15 protein-coding genes are annotated in these 20021 nt (G+C 71.3%); 10 read left to right on the plus strand and 5 right to left on the minus strand.

Annotation, left to right across the window (positions count from 1 at the left end; genetic code table 11):
* Positions 1-33 precede the first annotated feature (33 nt).
* Both ACFYYJ_RS28935 and ACFYYJ_RS28940 read right to left on the minus strand, forming a co-directional pair.
* Positions 34-504: an RICIN domain-containing protein gene (locus ACFYYJ_RS28935; RefSeq protein WP_385124439.1), complete on the minus strand. Its 471-nt coding sequence runs from the start codon at positions 502-504 to the stop codon at positions 34-36.
* Between the two features lie 267 nt (positions 505-771).
* Positions 772-2439 (minus strand): peptidase M23, encoded by a 1668-nt coding sequence (locus ACFYYJ_RS28940; protein WP_389136771.1) that lies wholly within the window; start codon positions 2437-2439, stop codon positions 772-774.
* Between the two features lie 315 nt (positions 2440-2754).
* Here ACFYYJ_RS28940 and ACFYYJ_RS28945 point away from each other — a divergent pair, with 315 nt between their 5' ends.
* The 5 genes from ACFYYJ_RS28945 (at position 2755) to ACFYYJ_RS28965 (ending at position 10112) form a co-directional block, all read left to right on the plus strand.
* The gene (locus ACFYYJ_RS28945) at positions 2755-3741 is read left to right on the plus strand and encodes an alpha/beta hydrolase-fold protein (protein ID WP_385124436.1); all 987 of its coding nucleotides are present in this window, start codon (positions 2755-2757) and stop codon (positions 3739-3741) included.
* Between the two features lie 53 nt (positions 3742-3794).
* Complete coding sequence (locus tag ACFYYJ_RS28950) at positions 3795-5249, plus strand: peptidoglycan DD-metalloendopeptidase family protein (protein ID WP_389137080.1); 1455 nt, start codon at positions 3795-3797, stop codon at positions 5247-5249.
* Between the two features lie 83 nt (positions 5250-5332).
* Entirely contained in the window at positions 5333-7363 is a 2031-nt protein-coding gene (locus tag ACFYYJ_RS28955; protein WP_389136774.1) for a family 43 glycosylhydrolase, read from the plus strand.
* Between the two features lie 485 nt (positions 7364-7848).
* Positions 7849-8658, plus strand: coding sequence for a serine/threonine protein kinase (locus tag ACFYYJ_RS28960; protein WP_385124433.1), 810 nt, complete (start codon positions 7849-7851; stop codon positions 8656-8658).
* Entirely contained in the window at positions 8655-10112 is a 1458-nt protein-coding gene (locus tag ACFYYJ_RS28965; protein ID WP_389136777.1) for a serine/threonine-protein kinase, read from the plus strand. The genes ACFYYJ_RS28960 and ACFYYJ_RS28965 overlap by 4 nt, the downstream gene beginning before the upstream one ends.
* A 23-nt stretch (positions 10113-10135) precedes the next feature.
* Here the strand turns inward: ACFYYJ_RS28965 and ACFYYJ_RS28970 are convergent, their stop codons facing one another.
* Positions 10136-10561 (minus strand): hypothetical protein, encoded by a 426-nt coding sequence (locus ACFYYJ_RS28970; RefSeq protein WP_389136779.1) that lies wholly within the window; start codon positions 10559-10561, stop codon positions 10136-10138.
* A gap of 481 nt (positions 10562-11042) precedes the next feature.
* On the opposite strand from ACFYYJ_RS28970, the gene ACFYYJ_RS28975 reads away from it, so the two are divergent.
* The 3 genes from ACFYYJ_RS28975 (at position 11043) to ACFYYJ_RS28985 (ending at position 16468) form a co-directional block, all read left to right on the plus strand.
* Positions 11043-12080: a lyase gene (locus ACFYYJ_RS28975; RefSeq protein ID WP_389136781.1), complete on the plus strand. Its 1038-nt coding sequence runs from the start codon at positions 11043-11045 to the stop codon at positions 12078-12080.
* Between the two features lie 14 nt (positions 12081-12094).
* Entirely contained in the window at positions 12095-13498 is a 1404-nt protein-coding gene (locus ACFYYJ_RS28980; protein ID WP_389136783.1) for a cytochrome P450, read from the plus strand.
* A gap of 69 nt (positions 13499-13567) precedes the next feature.
* Positions 13568-16468, plus strand: coding sequence for an ATP-binding protein (locus ACFYYJ_RS28985; protein ID WP_389136785.1), 2901 nt, complete (start codon positions 13568-13570; stop codon positions 16466-16468).
* A 375-nt stretch (positions 16469-16843) separates the two neighbouring features.
* Here ACFYYJ_RS28985 and ACFYYJ_RS28990 read toward each other — a convergent pair whose 3' ends face one another.
* Both ACFYYJ_RS28990 and htpX read right to left on the minus strand, forming a co-directional pair.
* Positions 16844-17443 (minus strand): hypothetical protein, encoded by a 600-nt coding sequence (locus ACFYYJ_RS28990; RefSeq protein WP_385124426.1) that lies wholly within the window; start codon positions 17441-17443, stop codon positions 16844-16846.
* A 37-nt stretch (positions 17444-17480) separates the two neighbouring features.
* Positions 17481-18395: a zinc metalloprotease HtpX gene (htpX, locus tag ACFYYJ_RS28995; RefSeq protein WP_385124425.1), complete on the minus strand. Its 915-nt coding sequence runs from the start codon at positions 18393-18395 to the stop codon at positions 17481-17483.
* Between the two features lie 309 nt (positions 18396-18704).
* Between htpX and ACFYYJ_RS29000 the strand changes: the two genes are divergently transcribed.
* On the plus strand, positions 18705-18920 hold the full coding sequence (locus ACFYYJ_RS29000; RefSeq protein WP_385124423.1) for a DUF6243 family protein: 216 nt from the start codon (positions 18705-18707) through the stop codon (positions 18918-18920).
* A 311-nt stretch (positions 18921-19231) separates the two neighbouring features.
* Positions 19232-19966 carry an alpha/beta hydrolase gene (locus tag ACFYYJ_RS29005; RefSeq protein WP_389136790.1) on the plus strand — a complete coding sequence of 245 codons (735 nt, stop codon included), beginning with the start codon at positions 19232-19234 and terminating at the stop codon, positions 19964-19966.
* Positions 19967-20021: the final 55 nt, after the last annotated feature.

Genomic DNA, 20021 nt, shown 5'->3' on the forward strand with positions numbered 1-20021 from the left:
GGGGAGTTGCTTCGCCGTGCGCCGTCGTCGGGCTCAGGACCAGCTCTGGTACGGAAGGCTGTTGCACGCCCAGGTACGGAAGCCCAGGGAGCTGTCGTCGATGCAGCGCGCGGTGTGCTGGTTCTGGAAGCGGACGGTGCCGTCGTTCCAGACCTTGATCCACCAGCTCTGCTCCGGGCTGGAGTTGCAGACCGCGGTACGGAAGCCGCTGTCGGTGTCCTCGATGCAGCGGCCGGTGTTGACGTTCGTCAGCTGGCGCGTCCCGTCCCCCCAGACGTGCACGCTCCACTGCTGCGGGTTCGAGCCGTTGCAGCTCCAGGTGCGGAAGCCGTTGCCGGTGTCGTCCATGCACCGGTCCGTGGCCTGGTTCCGGAAGGACTGGACGGCGTCGTACGTCCTCGCCTCGCCGGCGGGCCCGGAGGTGGCGGCCAGGGCGCCGGTCGCCGGGGTGAGGGAGGTGAGGGCAAGGGCTCCGCCGAGCAGAAGGGTTCTTGTGACGCGCATGTGATCCGTCTCCTTCGTGTCCGTGGTGGTACTGGCTGGGCCACAAACTAGGAGTCGGCGGAGGGGGCGCGGCACCCGGAACCATCCGGAGTGACAGCGGGGTTCGCCACGTTTGGTGCCTGCGGGGCCCCGGCCGCGGACGGGGCAGGGGCGGGGGCAGGGGCGGACGCGGCCCGGCGAGGACCGCCCCTGACCACTCCACCACCCGCCACCATCCGGACGCCCAACCAAACCGGCAGGTCGGGCACTTGAGTCCCTGCCCGAGTGCTAGGCGATCGCCGGCCCGGCATTGTTCAGCCAGGCCCACTCCGACCACGTGGCGAAGCCGGTCTGCCACTTGTGGTAGACACCGGCGTGACTGGTGGCGAAGACCTCGATGCGGCCGTCGGCGTTGTTGCCCGCGACGATCTCCGTGCCGCCGCCACCGAACGTCTCCCACGGCGAGAACGCGGCGTTCGGTCGGGTCTGCCAGGCGTGGCTCGCGTCGTTGGCATTGATCGCGTACACCTCGACCCTGCCGTCGGCCGTCCGTGCGACGGTCAGCTCGGCATTGGTGATACCGCCCATGCCCTCCCACTGCGACCACGAGGTCGGGCTGGTCTGCCAGCGGTGGAACACGCCGTTGCCATTGGAGGCGAACACCTCCAGCCTGCCGTCCTGGTTGTAGCCGGCGGACAGGTCGTGACCGCCGCCGCCGAAGTTCTCCCAGGCGGACCAGCCGCCGTTGACTCCGGTCTGGAAGAGGTGCTCGAAGGTCGAGTCGGAGAGCGCGAAGACCTCAAGGCGCCCGTCGGGCGCGGTCTCGATGGCGAGCCGGGAGTTCGCCGGGCCGCCGGCGGTGCCCTCCCAGCCGGCCCAGCCGCCACTGGGCGCGGTCTGCCACCGGTGGAACACGCCCGTCGCGTTGGAGGCGAACACCTCGATGCGGCCGTCGGAGTTGTTGCCCGCGGCCAGTCGGTACCCTCCTCCGCCGAAGTTCGCCCAGGCCGACCAACTCCCGCCGGGCGCGGTCTGCCACATGTGGTCGAAGGTGCTGTCCGACAGCGCGAACACCTCCAGTCGGCCGTCCGTGTTGGATGCCACGGCCAACTGCGCGTTGCGCGGCCCCCCTTCGAAGCGCCACTGCGACCAGCCGCCGTTCACCGCGGTCTGCCACGCGTGGTACACGCCGTCCGCGCCGGCGGCGAAGGCCTCGAGCCGGCCGTCCGCGGACCGCCCGGTGGTCACCCGGCCCGACGCGTACGGGTGCTTGGGACCGCTCGCGCCCGTACCGGCCCACAGGGCGTTGGCGATGAGTGCCGCGTCGCCCGCCTCGATGGCGTAAAGGCCGCGCAGGTCCTCCCTCGGGCGCTGAACGTGCCAGCACACGTCTCCGATCGCCTCGTTGTTCCACGAGCCGCCCGGATACATCCGTTCCACTTCGTCGAAGAAGGCGTTGGTGGCGTGGACCGGGTCCAGCCGCTCCTCCCGGGTGCCCCACCAGTCCTGCTGCTGGAACAGCCCGAGGCTGGTGTAGTCGACGGCCTGGGCGTAGTTGTTGAGGCTGGATTCCACGATGACCGTGGCGATGGCGATGGCCGCGGCCCTCTGGTTCAGGCCCCGGGCCTTCACCGCCTGCGTCACCATCCGCGCACAGGACACCTTGTAGGCGTCCAGGTATCCGGCCATCTTCGCGTGCAACTGGGGGTTGAGCTGGTCGGCCATGATGCCGTCGGTGGCCGACGGGCCGGCCGGATCGCACGGCACGGTCGGAATGGCGAAGCCCTGTGGGCCGCTGAAGTACCGCGAGACACCGGAGCGGTCACCGCCCGGGCCCGGACCGGGCCTGGGCGACGCGGCGGAGGCGACCGAGGCCGTCATGCCGATGACCAGCGCCCATATGGCGGCCACGAAGGCCAGTCTGGTGACCGGGCGGCGCGAACCGGATATGGCCATGGTTCCCCTCTGTTCTGTCGTGAAGTGAAGTGCGCTGTGCCCGCGGGGCCTTCGGCCGCCCACTTGCTCGACGCGCGGCGGGCACCGGCCGGAGGAGTCCGGGCACACAGAGTTCATCCGGCGCCATCGCCCGTGTCACTCCGGATCGTTCCGGATTCCGCGGCGCCCTCACGACTACCCGACCGGGAAGATCCGAGAGGGACGCCCTAGTCGACGTGCCCGCGCCTGTCAGTCCGGAAGCTTCCGGGGTCTGCGGGCCCGGGCACCGTTGCTACCTTCCAGACGCATCGTCAGGTTCCCGATCAGGAGGACACAGTGAGCGCGCAGCAGCCCAGCCGTAGGAGCATCCTGAAGACCGCCGGCGGCCTCACGGCCGCGATGGCCATGGGCGGCGCGGGAGTCCTCGCCGCCGCGTCGACCGCTTCCGCCGTCGGTGACATCCCCGGCCTGCACATCACGGAACGCGGCGAGCAGGATCCCCGGATGTGGTACTACCGGTTCCAGACCTCCGCCATCGGCGGCTGGACCCCGGCCGTCAACGTGCTGCTGCCCGACGGCTACCACACCAGCGGGCGCCGCTACCCCGTCCTCTACCTGCTCCACGGAGGCCTGGAGGACTTCATCACCTTCGACCGGTTCCACGACATCCGGGGTCTGACGGCCTGGAAGGACATCATCGTGGTGATGCCCGACGGCGGGCGCGCCGGCTGGTACTCCAACGCGGTGAGCTCCAACTACGGCGCCCGCAACTGGGAGCACTTCCACATCGGGCAGCTGATCCCCTGGGTCGACGCGAACTTCCGCACCTACGCCGAGTACGACGGCCGCGCCGTCTCCGGGTTCTCCATGGGCGGCTTCGGCGCCCTGAAGTACGCGGCCAAGTACTACGGCCACTTCGCCTCGGTCAGCGCCCACTCCGGCCCCGCCAACCTGCGCGGGGGCAATGGTGATCTGGTGACCCACTGGGCCAACGCCTCCTCCGCCGCGGTGGAACTGGGCGGCGGCAGCGTCTACGGCATGCCCTTCTGGGACCAGGCCCGGGTCAGCGCGGACAACCCGTGCGAGCGCGTCGAGAGCTACCGGAACAAGCGGGTCTTCCTGGTCGCGGGCACCAGCCCCCAGGACATCCAGGGCTACGCCAACGAGACCTTGGTGCTCGCCACCCAGCGGGAGTTCAAGTGGCAGCTCGACCGTGCGGGCATCCCCTACGAGCAGCACGAGGTGGAGGGCGGCCACTGGGTCCGCCGGAACCTGCTGGAAGACGACATCAACGGCGTCATCGACCGGCTGCGCAAGGCGTGAACGGCCGCCTGAGCCGTGCTTTCGCGGCGACTGCCGTCCTCCTCCTCTCGGCGCTGTCGGCGCTGGCCTCCACGGGTCCGGCCGAGGCCGGGACCGCCGATCTCACCGCGGCCTGTCCCACCACCGGACCCGTGTCCCAGCACTTCCACAGCGGCCACAACGGCGTCGACATCGCGGCCGATGTCGGGACACCGATCTACGCGGTGGGCGACGGCGTGGTGACCATCTCCGGATACGTCGGCGACTACGGCCAGTGGATCCGCATCCTGCACCCCGACGGCAGGATCTCCGAGTACGGGCACATGTCCAGGCGGGACGTCTTCGAGGGCGACCACGTCGTAGCCGGCCAACAGATCGCGCTGGTGGGCGCGGAGGGCACCAACGTCGACGGCCCCCACCTCCACCTGCGGATCTGGGGGGACCAGTCCGCCTCCTGGGGCATCGACCCCGAGGCCTACCTCGCGGAACGCGGCGTCGTACTGCCGTGCACCCCGGGCAGCGGTCCGCGGCCCAAGGCCTTGGAGTATCCGGCGGAGTCGGGCCGGGTGGTGTCGGCGCGGTCGGCGGACGGACGCCTGGAGGTGTTCGCAGCCGGCGCCGATGGTGTGCAGCACGCCTGGCAGCAGGAAGTGAACGGCAACTGGTCGGCCTGGGAGCCGCTCGGCGGGCCGGGCAACGCCGAACTGGCCATCGCGCCCAATGCCGACGGCCGCCTGGAGATGTTCGCCCTGGCCGGTGACACCTTCCAGCACCGCTGGCAGCTCTCCCCCTCCGGCGGCTGGTCGAACTGGGCGACCTTCGGTGGCGGCGGGAGTGACACGGCGGCCGGTGTGAACGCCGACGGACGGATCGAGGTCTACGCCTCCAACGCGTCCGGCGTCTTCCACAGGTACCAGGTCGCCCCCAACGGCGGCTGGTCGAACTGGGAGCCCACCGGTGGAGGCCCCGCCAACGGCCGGCTGGAGATGGAGAAGTCGCCCGACGGCCGGCTGGAGGTGTTCGCCCTGGGCAGCGGCGCCTTCCAGCACAAGTACCAGACGGCCCCCAACGGCGGCTGGTCGGACTGGGACGCCTTCGGAGGCGGCGGCCACGACCTCACCGTCGATCACAACGCCGACGGCCGCCTGGAGGTCTTCGCCTCCGGCCCGCAGGGCGTGTTCCACAAGTACCAGACCAATGCGACAAGTTGGTCGAACTGGGAGCCGACAGGTGGTCCCGCCGACGCGCAGCTCACCAGTGCGCGCACAGCGGACGGGCGGGTCGAGGTCTTCGCGATGAACGGCAGTACGGCCGTGCACGCCTGGCAGACGGCCGTCAACGCGTCCTACGGCGACTGGTCCGCCTTCGGCGGTGGCGGCACCGAGGTCACGGCGGCCGCCAACGCCGACGGACGGATCGAGGTCTTCGGGACCAGCCACGCCGGCACTTACCACAGGTGGCAGACCGGCTTCTCCGGCTGGTCCGACTGGGTCTGGCTCAACAACACCGCCGGCCCCGCCGTCGGCTGACGCCCTCCGCCCGCCCCCACCCGACCCCTGGTCGGCCGCGCCCGCAAGGCCCGGCCGACCAGGGGGCCTCTCTGGAGAGACTCATGCTTCCGATCAGCAGACGGAACCTCTTGCTGGGCGCCGCAGGGGCGGGCGCGCTCCCGTTCCTGGGCGATGGCCGGGCCGAGGCCCTGGCCTCCGACACGGCACCGCCCCCTCGCTGGGTCGGAGCGGGAGCCTTCGATTACGTCTACGACCCCTCCACCTTCGACGGCCCGCGCTATCTCAACGACCACACGCTGATCAAGGCGCAGGGCCGCTGGCACCTGTTCAGCATCGTCGGACGCAGCGCGCCGCGCGGTGAATCCCCCGACAGCACGAGGGAGACCTCCCTCGCCCACGCCTCCGCGCCGAGCCCGCACGGGCCGTGGACCACCCACGCCGACGCACTCACCGTCGCCCCGTCCTACTTCGGCGAGGAGCACCTGTGGGCGCCCCATGTCGTGGAGGCGGGCGGCAGGTTCTGGATGTTCTACGCGGCCGGCGGCGCGAGCGGTGCCGCGATCAACCTCGCCACCTCGTCCGACCTGTTCACCTGGACGCGCGAGCCCTCCGGCCCGCTGTTCCGCGGGCTCGTGGCGCGGGACCCGATGGTCCTGCGGGTCGGCGGCGAGTGGGTCATGTACTACACGGAACTCTCGGGCCCGGGCGGCCGCCATGTCGTGGCCTGCCGGCGGTCCGCGGACCTGGTGCACTGGAGCGAGCCGGGCACCGTGTTCACCGACGCGACCACGGACACGACCGTCTCGGTCACCGAGTCTCCGTACGTCGTGGAACGCGACGGCTGGTACTACCTGTTCATCGGGCCGCGGGGCGGCTACGAGGGCACGGACGTGCTGGCGTCCCGGGACCCCTTCCACTTCGACCTCTCCGGCTACGCGGGCCACGTAGCCGGTCACGCCGTGGAAGCGTTCGCCGACGGGGACACCTGGTACGCGAGCGCCGCGGGCTGGTTCCGTGGCGGGCTGCACGTGGCACCCCTCCAATGGCGGGACACGCCACCGCCGTGGCAGAGCACGGACAACCCCGTGGCCGCCCTCGACGCCACCGGCCGCCTCGTCGTCTTCGCGCTCGACGCCTCCGACCGCTCGATGCTGCGGCGCGTCCAGCTCGACCCGGACACCGACACCTGGTCGCAGTGGGAGGAGTTCGGCGGGCCGGCCGGTGCGGTCCCCACGCTCGGCCGCAACGCCGACGGCGCGCTCGAGGTGTTCTCGCTCGCCCCGCAGGGCGCCAACCTGCACCACCGGGCCCAGCGTCCGGACGGCGGCTGGTACGACTGGGAGGAGTTCGGCGGCCCGGCCGGCGCGGCCCCGGCCGTCGCCCGCGGAGCCGACGGCCGGCTGGAGGTGTTCGCCCTGAGCCCCGGTGGCGCCTCCATCGCCCGGCGACGGCAGGGGGCTCCGGGATCCCCGGCCTGGGATCCGTGGGAGACGGGTTTCGGCGGGGCCGCGGGCGCGCCACCGGTGGTCGCGGCGAACGCCGACGGCCGACTGGAGGTGTTCGCCCTCTCGCCGGGAGGCGCCGGGATCTTCCACCGGTGGCAGGAGGCTCCGGGAGGCGCCTGGACCGCCGCCTGGCAGCGCTTCGGCACCGCCGCCGGCGCCGCACCGCGGGTGGCCAGGGACGGCAGCGGCCGGCTCACCGTCGCCGCGATCGGACCGTCGGGCGTGGGAACCTTTCGCCGGTGCCAGTCCGTTCCGAACGGAGGCTGGGACGAATGGTTGCCGTTGTTCGGCTGGAGTGCCGCCGCCCCGGCGTTCACCGCCCACGCGGACGGCCGGCTTGAGGCCTTCTCTCTGACTCCCGGTGGCGCCCGCCTCGACCACCGCCGGCAGACCGTCCCCGGCGGAGGCTGGGATGCCGGCGAGGAGTTCGGTGAGCCCGGCCTCAGGCTCGCCGCCCCGCCCGCGACCGCGCTCGACCCCACCGGACGCACGCACGTCTTCGCCGTCACCACCGAGGGCCGGATCCGCACCCGCGTCCAGGCCCGGCCGAGCGGCGGCTGGCGGCCGTGGACGGCCTTCGGCGACCGGACGGTCGCACCCGTCGTATCGGGCAGTCCCGCACTCTGAGACGGGAGTGCGGATCGCGCCAAGTGAAAGCGGCTGAAGCCCGGTTCCCGCGGCGTCGTCGCGCCCGAAGCACGGTGACGTTCCCCACCCGGGCAGGTCCCGGACGCGACCTCCACGGCCGGGGCAGGGGGGCGGATCCCGCGCGGGGAGAGGACGGCGACGGTATGCCGTCCTCTCCCGCCGAGGCACGAACACCTCCTCCGATCCGGTCGGCAGAGAGTCGAAAACAACCCCAAACCGCCACCCCCGACACGGAGCCGGGGTGACCCGGGACACAGCGGCGCCGACCGCGCGGAGGGAGCCGGGGAGCCTCCCGGACCGGGCCCTCGGGAGCCGCCCGGGACGGCCTGTGAGGGCGGTGGGCCCTGACGGTCGGACCCGGCGGACCGTCCCGATCGAAGTGGCCGAAGTGCGCCGCTGAACTCCCCTTGAAGATGAGTATTGTTCCACTCACGTCAGGCACAACGCGTGGAACGGGGTGTGCGGTGAGCGGTGTGGTCGTCCATCTGCCGCAGGGGTGCAGCGGCGCCGACGGCGGCGAACCGAACGGTGACGCGGTGACGCTACGCCTCGGACCGGGCGAAGTCGCCCGCTTCGGACGCGGCTCCGCGACGACCCCCGTGGAGCTCCGCCTCGCCGACGCGGCGATCTCCCGGCTCGCCGGAGAGATCCGGGTGACCGACGACCACTGGCAGTTGACGAACCACAGCACCACCCACAGCTACCTCGTGGAGAACCCGGAGGGAGCCGGCGAGTACTTGAGGGTTCCGCCCCGCCGCGTCGGGGCACCCGTCCCGTTCGAGTTCTCACGCGTCGTGCTGCCCACCCGCAGCGATGTCCCCGTCTCCTTCCAGGTGTTCGCCCCCGACCACGTCTACCTGGATCCGGAAGCCATGGGCGCCGTCTGGGGCCGTCTCACGGTCACCGCGTACTCCCTGGACGAAACGGCCACGTACTTCCTCGTCCTCGTCGCCCTCTGCGAACCGCGCCTGCGCGACCAGTCCCGCGTCGCGGTCCCCACGACCCCCCAGATCGTCGAACGGCTCAGGGGCCACACCGCCTGCGCCACCCTGAGCGCACGCGCGGTCAGCTCGCACATCGACTACCTCGCCGAGGAGAAGCTGCGCATCGGCGCCTCGGACCCGCGCGAACCCGGCAAGGGCGACCGCCGCAACGGCAAGCGCGAGGAGATCGTCGGGCTCGCCCTGCGCTTCGGGCTCGTGCGCGAGGAGCACCTGGCGCTCCTGCCGCCGCTGACGGGGGCCGGCGGACGGGAGCGGCAGACCGCACGATGACGACGCCCCCTTCCCTGCGCGACCTCACCGAACACGACGGCAGCGACGGCACCGAGGGCACGGACCTGCTCCCGCCCGGCCACCGGGTGCGGGGCTGGACCATCACCCACCTGATCGGGGCCGGAGGCTGGTCCACGGTCTACGCCGCACAGCCCGCCGACGGGGACCCGGACCGGACGGGCCGCGCCCCCGCGCCCCCGTCCGCGGCCCGGGCCGAGATCGCGCTGAAAATCATGCCGACCGCCGGATACGCTCCGCGCCAGACGCGCAGGATCGTGGAATCCGCCCGCCGCGAGGTCGAACTGGGACGCCGGGCCGGGCACGCACGGCTGATCCGCCTCCTGGACTCCTTCGTCCTCGAGGCACCGGACCGCCCCGCCCTGGACGGCGCGATCGTGCTGGTCATGGAGCGGGCCGCGGGCAGTCTGCGGGAACTCCTCGACGCCGGAGTGGCCGAGGCCGACCGCGCCCGGCTGATCGCGGGCATCTGCGAGGGACTCGCCCACCTCCACCGGTCGGGTTGGGTCCACGCCGACCTCAAGCCGGAGAACGTCCTGCTGGACGCCAGCCGTTCCGTGAAGCTCTCGGACTTCGGGCTCGCCACCCAGATGACGGGAACGCACGGGTACGCGCCCCCCATGGGCACCTTGGACTACCTTCCGCCCGAGCGCTGGCGCGCACCCCTCGGGGAGTTGGGCGTGGAGGTCCGGCCGAGTGCCGACATCTGGGCCCTGGGCGTCATCATCCACGAGGTGTTCGGCTCCGGCGCCTCCCCGTTCTCCGGCGCCACACCCATGGCACGGGGCGCTGCCGTCCAGGAGTACGGAGAAGGGCGCGCGCCGCTGCGCATGGACCAGGCCGTACCGCCGTTCTGGCGCGCACTGGCCGCCGACTGCCTCGCCCCGACCCACGCGGCACGTGCCCGGCACACCGCGGAGAGCCTGCTCGCCCGCATCACCGCCGAACAGGAGGCGGGCGGGAGGGGCGCGGGACGGCTGTGGGGCCGGGCCCGCGCCGCGATCCTCACCACCGCGCTCTGCGGGATCGCCGGTACGACCCTGTGGTCGGACGCGGCACGGGCGAGCTCCTCCGCACCGGACGGCCTGGAGGGCGTGGCGGCCGGCACGATCCGGGTGTTCAACGCGGAGAAGGGCTGTCAGGACCGGGCCGACCGGGACCCGCAGTGCAGTCTGGGCCTGGCGATCGACCCGATGCGCCAGTACACCGCGGACAACGTCGTACCGTCCCGGGTGTGGCACGACGACGTCCTCGCCGTCGACTGCCAGTTGCCCGACGGCCGGGCCGTCATCGACGAGGCGGACCTGCAGTCCACGCGCTGGTTCCACGTCCGCCTCCCGCCCGGCTCCACACCCGCCACCGCGTGGCTCCCCGCCGTCCGCACGAAGGACCGCCCGGCGCTGAAGGGATGCCCGCCGCCCGCGACCGGGCGGTGACACCTCCTCTTCCGGCGGTCCCGTCAGGGAGCCGGGGAGTCGGTCGCGCGGGCGATGCCGTCGAGGCGGCCGTCGGACCACGCGGGTCGCGCCGCGTCGCGAGCGGCCGGGGGTGTGCCGGGGTGTTGGTTGCGGGTGCCGGGGTTCTCCACGACCGCCCAACCCTTGGCGCCGTCGAAGGTCCTGAACTCGACCAGGTGGTGGTCGAGGTGTCCAGTGATCATCACCGCCATGAGGGACAGGTACTCTCCCCGGAGGTCGGGGGTGAGCTCGCCCTCCTGCGCCCCTCCCAGGAGGACCTGCTGTTCCTCGGCCAGGAGCGTGCACGTGGTCTGGACGGCTCGGACGAGTGCCTCGAACTGCTCCCCGCTCAACCGCGCCCGCAAGAACTCCAGATGGGAGCCGAGGACGTCGGCCTCCTGGCCGCCTCCCGACCCGCCGTGATCCACCTGCGTTCCAGGCTCTCCAGGGTCCGGCGGATGATTCCCGGTCACGCTTCCGCCCTTCTCCTGACGGCTGTTGCCCTGCGCAGTGTAGGCAGGGGCCCGTGCCTCGACGGCGCTCTTCGGCCACCCGGCCGGCCCCGGCCGCCTCCTCTCCGGCGCCCCTGGCCCCAGGCGCCCCGGACGCAATCGACTATGCCAATCGCACATTCAAAAGGGCTGCGATTTCGGCAATTCCGGGATGGATTACCTGCGTTCACTCTCCCAACGTTGACAGCGTGCTGCGTCTTGGGGGTAAATGAGTTCACAGGTGGCCTGATGTGGTCGCAGGGAGGCCGGATCAGGCCACTCCGTGACCGGTTCGTTCCACCGGTCACCTGGGGTGGCCGCGGCGATGTCGCAGGAGAGAGGCGTTGGGGTCGCGGGTGCACGGCGTGGTCGCGTAGTGAGCGGGTATTGACGAATCCGATTCTTCCGTGGGGGATCAATGGCCCAGCTCGGTTCTTTTTCCATCCCCGATTTCCACCTTCCGTTCGGAAACTCCAAGCACCCCGGGGCCGCCCGGGCGAACGCCGAGGCGACCTCGTGGGTGTTGCAACACGAGCTGGTGACCGCCGCGGCCGAGCAGTTCTCGGGCATCGGCGTGGGCCACCTGGCCGGCCGTGTGAGCGGTGACGTCCCCTACGAGCGGGTCCTCCTGCTCGCCGAGTGGATGGCCTGGTCGTTCGTCCTGGACGACCAGCACGATCACCTCATCAGGGCCGGAGAGGTCTCGGCCTGGCGGCCCGTCACCGATGCGATCACCGGTTATCTGCGAACGGGGCGGATCGAGGGGGCGACAGCGGGCCGAAATCCGTTGGTGACGGGATTCGTGGAACTGTGCGACCGGATCCTGGCCGGCATGTCCGAGGGGACCGCGGCCCGGTACCGCGCCCATGTCCCCCTCATGCTCGACTCCCTGGACCAGGAGGCGGGCAACCGCGCCGCCACGAGCCGTCCGGGGGTCCAGGAGTACGTCCTCATGCGCCGCCACAGCTCCCAGATCCTTCCGATGATGGACATGGTGGAGGCCGGGCTCGGGATCGACCTCCCGCAGAACGTCCACGACCTCCCCGAGTTCCAAGACCTCGCCGCGAGCGTGCTCGACGTCATCTCCTGGGGCAACGACGTGTTCTCCCTGCCGAAGGAGCACGCTTGCGGGGACACCAACAACCTCGTCTCCCTCATCTCCTTCTGGGAGAGGTGCTCCCTCCCCGACGCCGTCCAGGCGGTCGAGGGGCGCATCCAGGAGCGCATCGAGCAGTATCTGACCGGAGAAGAACGTCTGATTCAGGCCGTCAACGCGCTCCCCGGGACGGAACCGTCGCTGGTCGACGCGGTCACCCGCTGCGTGCGCAGTTACGAGGACTGGATGATCGGCGCCGATCTGTGGCAGCGTTACGAGTGCACGCGGTACAGCGACGAACGGTTCGCGGCCGGACTGGAGTCTGCGTACACCCGTCCGGATCTTGTCTCCGTGGCGTGACGGAAAGTCAGTTCATGGCATCTGAGGCGCATTCCGGTCCCGAGGTCCATGCTCCGGTCGCCCCGGGACGGTTACCGCTCCTGGGGCACGCGCTGCAACTGTGGCGCCGGCCGATCGCGTTCCTGGAGTCGCTCCGGGAACACGGCGACATCGTACGGCTCGACATCGGCACCTGGCCCGTCCACGTGCTGACGAGCCCGGAGCACGTCCACTCCGTACTGGTCCAGCAGGCGCAGCAGTTCGGCCGGGGAAGGATCTTCGACAGGCTCCGCCCGGTGTTCGGCAACGGGATCGTGACCACCGACGGCGACTTCCACCGCAAGCAGCGCCGGATGATGCAACCCGCCTTCCACCGCAACCACATCGCCGAGTACGCCGAGGTGATGTGCCGGCAGGCGGAGATGATGTCCGCGTCGTGGACGGCCGGCCGCGAGATCTCCGTGGTCACGGAGGCGCGCGGGTACGCGATGTCCTCGGTCGCCGAGATGATCTTCTCGGGGGACCTGAGCCGGCCCGCCGTCGACGAGGTGCACCGCTCGCTGCCCATCGTCCTGGAGGGCATGCTCGTACGGGCGGTCATGCCCAAGTCGCTGGATCGGCTGCCCATTCCGTACAACCGGCGGTTCGACGGCGCGGCCGCCCGGCTGCGCCGGATCATCGACGAGGTGATCGAGCAGTACCGCGCCGAGGAGTCGGCCGAGCGGGGCGACCGCCACGACCTGCTCTCCATGCTGCTGGCGGGCGTGGACTCCGAGACGGGGTCGACGATGGATGCCGGGCAGGTGCGGGACGAGGTCATCGCCATCATGCTCGCCGGCACCGAGACCTCTGCGACCACCCTGTCCTGGATCTTCCACGAGATCGGCAGGCACCCCGAGGTGGAAGCGCGCGTCCACGCCGAAGTCGACTCGGTGGTGGGGTCCCGGCCCGTGCGTCCGGAAGACATACCCGCGCTGACCTACACGCACGACGTCTTCCAGGAAGCCCTGCGCCTGCATTCCCCCCTGCTCTTCACCCGCAGGGCCCTGGCCCCCCTCACCCTCGGCGGAACCTCGATCCCGGCCGGCGCGGAAGTGGCCTACAGTCCGTACGCGTTGCACCGGGACCCCGTGCTCTTCCCCGACCCCGGCGTCTTCGACCCGGACCGCTGGCAGAAGGGGGCGAAGGAGCGTTCCCGTACGCACAGCTACGTCCCGTTCGGGGCCGGCCAGCACAAGTGCATCGGCGATTCCTTCGCCGTGGCGGAGATCCTGACCGCGGTGGCGACCGTCGCCTCGCGATGGCACCTGAAGCCCGCCCCGGGCATCACCGTGCGCGAAGTTCCCGCAGGGATCCCGCAGCCCAGCGAACTGCCGATGATTCCCGTGGCGCGGAATATACAACACTCTTCTCATACGAGTGAGAAGAAGCCGCAATAGTGTGCTGAAACAACATCAACTCCTGCTCCGACCCGTACACTCTGCCGCACGGGCTGGAGGGGGCAAAGGATGTCACAGGTCACGGAACCGAGAAGCTGGAACACTCAGCCCCTGCTCGAGCGGGAGGCGGAAGTCCTCGCGATCCAACGCGCGGTGGACGTACTCTGCGGCATCTCGGGCAAGGGCCCGGCCAACCGCAGCGGCGGTGTCCTGACCTTCGCCGGATCGGCCGGCATAGGCAAGACCACCCTGCTGAACGAGGCCCGCCGGCACGCCGCCGACCGCTCCTGCACCGTGCTCTTCGCGCGCGGCGGCGAGCAGGAGCGGCAGGTGCCGTTCCACGTGATGCGCCAGCTCATCCAGCCGGCCCTCGCCGCCATGAGCGAGGACGAACGGCGCGACGCGCTCGGCAACTGGTACGGCATCATCGCCCCCGCGCTCGGGCTGACGGCCGCCCCGCAGGGTCCGGCGGGGCCCGACCCGCAGGGCGTGCGCGACGGACTCGACTGGGTGGTCACGCATTTAGCGGTACGCAACGCCCCCGTCGTGCTGATCGTCGACGACGCGCACTGGGCGGACGCGGAGTCCCTGAGCTGGCTCACCTCCTTCGCGGCGCGCGCGGAGGAACTGGCCATGCTGATCATGGTGGCCTGCCGGCCGGACGAGATCCCAGCCGACGCCGGTGCGCTGCGCGCCCTCATGGGACGCCAGGGGACGCGCCCGCACGAGCTGGCTCCCCTGACCACGAGCGCCGTCGCGCGCATCGTGCGCGACGCACTCGGCGAGAACGCGGACAACGTGTTCTGCCGCGAATGCTGGACGATCACCGGCGGAAACCCCTTCGAGGTCGTCGAGCTGGTCATGAAGGGCCGCGACCGTGGGTTGAAGCCGTACCAGGGCAACATCCCCCAACTGCGCGACCTGGCTTCCGCGGTCAAGGGCAGCGGCCTGATCGACCGTCTCGAACAGCTCGGCCCTTCCACCGTCCGGCTCGCGTGGGCGGCCGCCGTGCTCGGTACCGCGGTCCCCCTCGGCATCGTCGGTGGCGTGGCCGCCCTCGGTGAGGCGCAGGCCGCCGAAGCCATCGACCAGCTGCGGGCCGCACGCATCCTGACCGTCCTCACGGGCGTTCGGCGCAAGGAAGTCGTGGAGTTCTTCCACCCGCTCATCGCCACCGCCGTGTACCGCTCGATTCCGCCCGGTGTACGCGTGGCCATGCACGGGATGGCCGCCCAAGCCGTGATCGACGACGGGCAGGGTTCCGCGGCCGCCGCCCGCCACCTGCTGGAGATGCACCCCGAGGGCGACCCGTGGGTCGTACAGCAGCTGCGCCAGGCCGCGCGCGAGAGCTTCTCCGCGGGCGCTCCCGATGCCGCGCGCCGCTACCTGGCACGTGCCCTGCGTGAGCCCCCGGAGGTGGAGGACCGCGCCGAGGTCCTGTTCGAACTCGGATCCGCCAACCTCCTGCACGAGCCCACGACGACGATCAACCAGCTCAGGGCCGCGCTGGAGGAGCCCAAGACCGACCAGGCCCTGCGCGAGGCGATCACGTACCGGCTCGCCCAGGCGCTCGGCCACACGGGTCAGCTGGGTCTGGCGTCAGAGCTCCTCGCGGACGAGGCCCGGCGCGCCACGAGCGCCCGTACGCGGCTGCGCATGCAGGCCGAGCAGTTCAAATGGAACGCCGTCCGGTTCGACGAGGAGAACTCGCCCGCCCGCTCCCGGCTCCTCGCCCAGTTCGCCAAGCGGCTCACCGGTCGTGGTCTGGCCGAGCGGCACATCCTCGGTCTGCGGGCCTGGGACGCCGCGATGCGCGGCGAGCCCGCCTCCACCGCCCTGGAGTACGCGGAGCAGGCACTCGACGGGGGCATGAGCTGGACCGACCAGGACTTCGGCTTCGAGGTGCCCGCCGTCCTCGCGGTCACGCTCATGTACTGCGACCAGCCCGGCCGGGCCGAGGACCTCTTCAACACGGCGATCATCGAGTTCGAGGGGAAGGGCTGGCGCGGCGCGCACCTGTCGTTCGTCTACACCCTGCTCGGCTACGTCCGCTACCGGCGCGGGCAGCTCGCCGAGGCCGAGGACTTCGTACGCAACGGCCTGCAGATCGCCGACCGCGTCGGCACCGGGACCCCGGCGCAGTGGTACGCGATCGGTACCCTCATCGAGACCCTGCTCGCCCGCGGGAACACCGCCGAGGCCCAGCTCATCGCCAAGGCCTACAAGCTGGCGGACGGCTTCCCCCAGGCCGTGGTCTATCCCGATCCGCAGGCCGTGTGGGGCAAGCTGCTCCTGGCCCAGGGCAGGATCGAGGAGGCGGAGCACCACCTCACCGCAGCCGGCCGGCGCCTGGACCTGCGCGGAACGCGCAATCCCTCGTGGAGTCCCTGGCAGCTGGACTTGGCACTCGCGCAGGCAACGCACGCGCCCGAGCAGGCACGGGCCACGGCGGCCGAAGCGGTGGCACGGGCCCGCGCGTTCGGGACGTCCAGCGTGATCGGACACGCCCTGCGCGTCGCGGCCGCGGCCACGGACCCGTCCCAGGCGGCGGGCCTGCTGCAGGAGGCGGTGGAGCACCTCGAACAGTCACCGGCCGCCTGCGAACTCGCGCACGCGCTCATCGACCACGGCATGGCCCTGCACGCCATCGGCGACCCGCACCAGGCAGCGCAGCAGACCTACCGGGGCATGGAGTTGGCCGCCGACTGCGGCGCCGACGGGCTCGTGAGCCGGGCCAGGGCCCAGCTGGCCGCGGCAGGTCTCCGGCCTCGCCGTCTGCACACCTCCGAGCAGGACACCTTGACCACCGCCGAGCTCACGGCTGCCCGCCACGCCTCGGCGGGGATGGACAACAGGGCGATCGCCGCGGCGATGCAGACCAACACCCAAGCGGTGTCGGAGCTGTTGTCCGCGGTCTTCACGAAACTGGGCACCGACCGGCTCGGACTGCACCGGGCGCTCGGAGCCTGATCGCACGGACGGCCCGGAGGGAATCCGGGCCGCCGCCGGTGCCTTCCGGGCACAGAGCGTGACGGGGACGGTGTCCGTCCAGGGGTTGCCGAAGTGCGGTGGTGTTCTGTCGGGGTGGCGCTGGATTGATCGACTCCGCTTCCCGCGCTGGTTGGGTGCCGACTCAGGCGTCCCTCATGGATCCCCTGCACATCACGGTCCTGGCCACCATCACGCCCACCCCGGCCACGGCCGCCGCGGGCTTCGGTGCCCTCTCGGACCGGCTGGGCCCGCTGGGCACCACCCCCGTGCTGCTCTTCCTCCCGGTCTTCTTCGGGGTGGCTGCCACGTGCCTCGTGCCGTGCCCGATCGGCGGGCTGCCGGCGCGCCACGGGCTCAGCCGAGACCGGGAGCGCCCCACACCGGGAACCAGCGGCCGAGGTCCGGCTCCATGGGCAGGTCGTCCGCGAGCAGCGCCCTGATCTGCAGTTCCGCGGCGTTGTCCCGCTTGCCGGTGTTCCCGGTCTGTGCGGTAAGCGGGGCGAACGGATAGAAAGTGCCGCGTTTGTACAGGTAGATCAGGGCCAGAGCACGCTCCGCCGTCGCGTCGTGGAAACCCATCAGGGAACAGAGCAGCTGCGGACCGAAGCCGGCGTCCTGGAGGAGGGTGTTGACGGCGTGCAGGTCGTTGACCAGTGAGGCGGTGTCGTCGGCAGGGTGCCGGGCGAGGAGCCAGGTGTAGCCGTAGGCGTCCTGGCTGAACTCGACCGGTCGGCCCCCGCTGCCGGTATCGGCGTCGAGCAGCTCCCGTACGTCCTCCCGGATCCGGGCGAAGGCACCGCCTTCGACGCCGGCGAAGCACACCGAGCCGACGCCGGTCGGGGCGAACCCGGCACCCGCCTCAAGGGTGATCGCGGCGGCGGGCAGGCCGAAGAGCCGGTCGAGGTCGGGAAGTACCGGCTTGCTGCGGCCGAGGATGGTGTCGAGGAGTCCCACGGTACGAACCTCCGTTGCCGGTGACGCGCCCGGCTGTTCAGGGACGGCCGAGCTGCTCCGTGATCCTGCCCAGCCGGTCCAACCGCTCCTCCAGCGTGGGGTGGGTGGAGAGCAGCCTGCTCAGGCTTTCCTTCGACGAAAACGCGGGCGCGAACCAGAACGCGTTGAACGGCTCCGCCTTGCGCAGATCCCGGCTGGGGATCCTCGCCATCTCACCGGTCACCTTGGTGAGCGCGGAGGCGAGTGCGGACGGCCGGCCGGTCAGCAGTGCGGCCGCACGGTCGGCGGACAGCTCGCGGTAGCGGGACAGCAGCCGGGTCAGCAGGAAGCTGATCACGTAGACGACGGCGCTGACCAGGGGTATCAGGATCGCCACGATGGCGGCGTTGCTGTCGCGGCTGTTGCGGCCGAGTCCGCTGTAGACCGCGATGCGGGTCATGATTCCCGCGAGGACACCGAGGAAGGACGCGACGGTCATCACCGCGACGTCGCGGTGGGCGACGTGCGACAGCTCGTGCGCGAGGACACCCTCCAGTTCCTCCGGCTCCAGGCGGCGCAGCAGCCCGGTGGTGACGCAGACCAGTGCGGTGCGCTCTCCCCGGCCGATGGCGAAGGCGTTCGGCACGTCGCTGTCGGCGACCGCCACCCGGGGCTTGGGCATGTCGGCGAGGGCGCAGATGCGGTCCACGGCACCGTGCAGCTCGGGCGCCTGCTCCTGGGTGACCTCGCGGGCACCCATGCCGGAGGCCGCGATCCGGTCGCTGAACCAGAACTGCGCGACGAACAGACCCCCCGACATCACCAGAATGGCGGGCCACGAGTTCCGGTACAGGGCCAGCAGGGTGCCGACGAAGACGACGTAGAGCAGCCCGATGAGGAACATGGTCGTCACCATGCGAGTGGTGAGTCCCTTGTCCGGGACATAACGCGAACGAGACCGGTTCCCAGGCATCTGGCCGCCCTCCAGTGGGAGCGCGGATGCGGCGCTCCTCACTCTCGATTGTGCAACTTCCTCCCCCACCATGCGGACTTTCCGGGCCTGGCTCGGCCTGCCCCGCGCCGTCGGGGACCACCCGAAGGCCACCCGGGAGGGCTTGGCGCGCGGGGGCCACGAAACCGGGTACCGTCTTTGTCATGTTCTTCCAAACACCGATTCACGAGTGAGAGCGTGACGGGCCCCCGCTGACGTCCCTCCACGTCGCCGCGCCCGTCCCCCACCGTTGAATCCGTAGATCACTTCACATCACCACCGGGAGAACCCGTGACCGACAGCAAGAACATCAACAACCCCGTGGGCCAGGGCGGCGGCCAGCGCAAGAGGCAGTCCCGCGCCGAACGGCAGAACAACGGTCCGCACCGCAACCTCGACCGCCAGGGCGCCGCCGACAAGAAGGCGGAGCTGGTGCGCAAGATGCGCGAGAAGGCGGCCGCGGCTGCGGCCGCCGACCAGGCGAGCGACGGCACCGCGCAGGGCTGACGCACCGCCGCCGCGGAGCGGCACCGCAGGGGGCAGGGCCCGGACCACGACGCAGGGTCCGGGCCCTGCCCCCGCGTCGGGGCTCCCCCACCGCGCCGGGACGGACGGGTTGGAAGGAATCGGCTGGGGCGCCTCCGGAAATCCGTTGGCGGACCACGGCGGCCACTGCTACCTTTCCGGAGGCCGTGCGAGAGAACGAGGAGGTGGTACCCGTGAACGCAGTATCGACATGGGTGCTCTCCTCCGGGGTCACGGTCGGGCGATAGGTCGTCCGGGAGCGCCGCTCAGCCGCACTCCCGAAAGGCACGACCGTGCACTTCACCTCCGAGCAGCGCCTCGACGACGGCGTCCTCGAACGCGAATTCGCCCTCGGCGAGATCCCGGGCGTCCTGTGGACGCCCGCATCCGCATCCGCGCCGTTTCCGCTGATCCTGCAGAGCCCGCCTCCCCTCGGGCTGCGCAGGACGTACCCGCGACTGGTGGCCCGAGCCCGGCACTCCGCCGCGAACGGCTTCGCCACGGCGACCATCGAACTCCCCGGAAGCGGTGACCGGCCCCGTTGGCCCGCCGCCGAGCAGGCCCGCGCCGACCTGCGCCGGGCGATGGACGCCGGCGAGCCGGTCTCCGACGAGATCATCGACGCGCTCGTCCTCCCGCTGGTCGACAAGGCGGTCCCGGAATGGCAAGCCGCCCTGGACGCCCTCCTCGCGCTGCCCGAGATCGGTGGCTCGGTCGGATACTCGGGGGGAGTGATCTCCATCGGTACCCGGCTGGCCGTGGTCGAGCCGCGCATCTCGGCCGCCGTTCTGTTCGCCGGGAGTTTCGTCCCCCGGGCCGTGTTCGAGGAGGCCCGCCGGGTCGCCATCCCGCTGCATGTCCTGCTGCAGTGGGACGACGAAGGCAACGACCGACAGGCGGCCCTGGACCTCTTCGACGCCTTCGGCTCCAAGGAGAAGACGCTTCTCGCCAACATGGGCGGGCACACCGGCGTTCCCGAGCACGCCGGGGAGGCGGCGGCCCGGTTCTTCACTCGGCACCTGATGTGACACCCGGCCGTCACACAGACCTCAAACGCCAGGCACTGTCGGGGGGCCAGGACGC

Origin of the sequence: Streptomyces sp. NPDC002467 (assembly GCF_042889825.1) — a bacterium.
Taxonomy (GTDB): domain Bacteria; phylum Actinomycetota; class Actinomycetes; order Streptomycetales; family Streptomycetaceae; genus Streptomyces.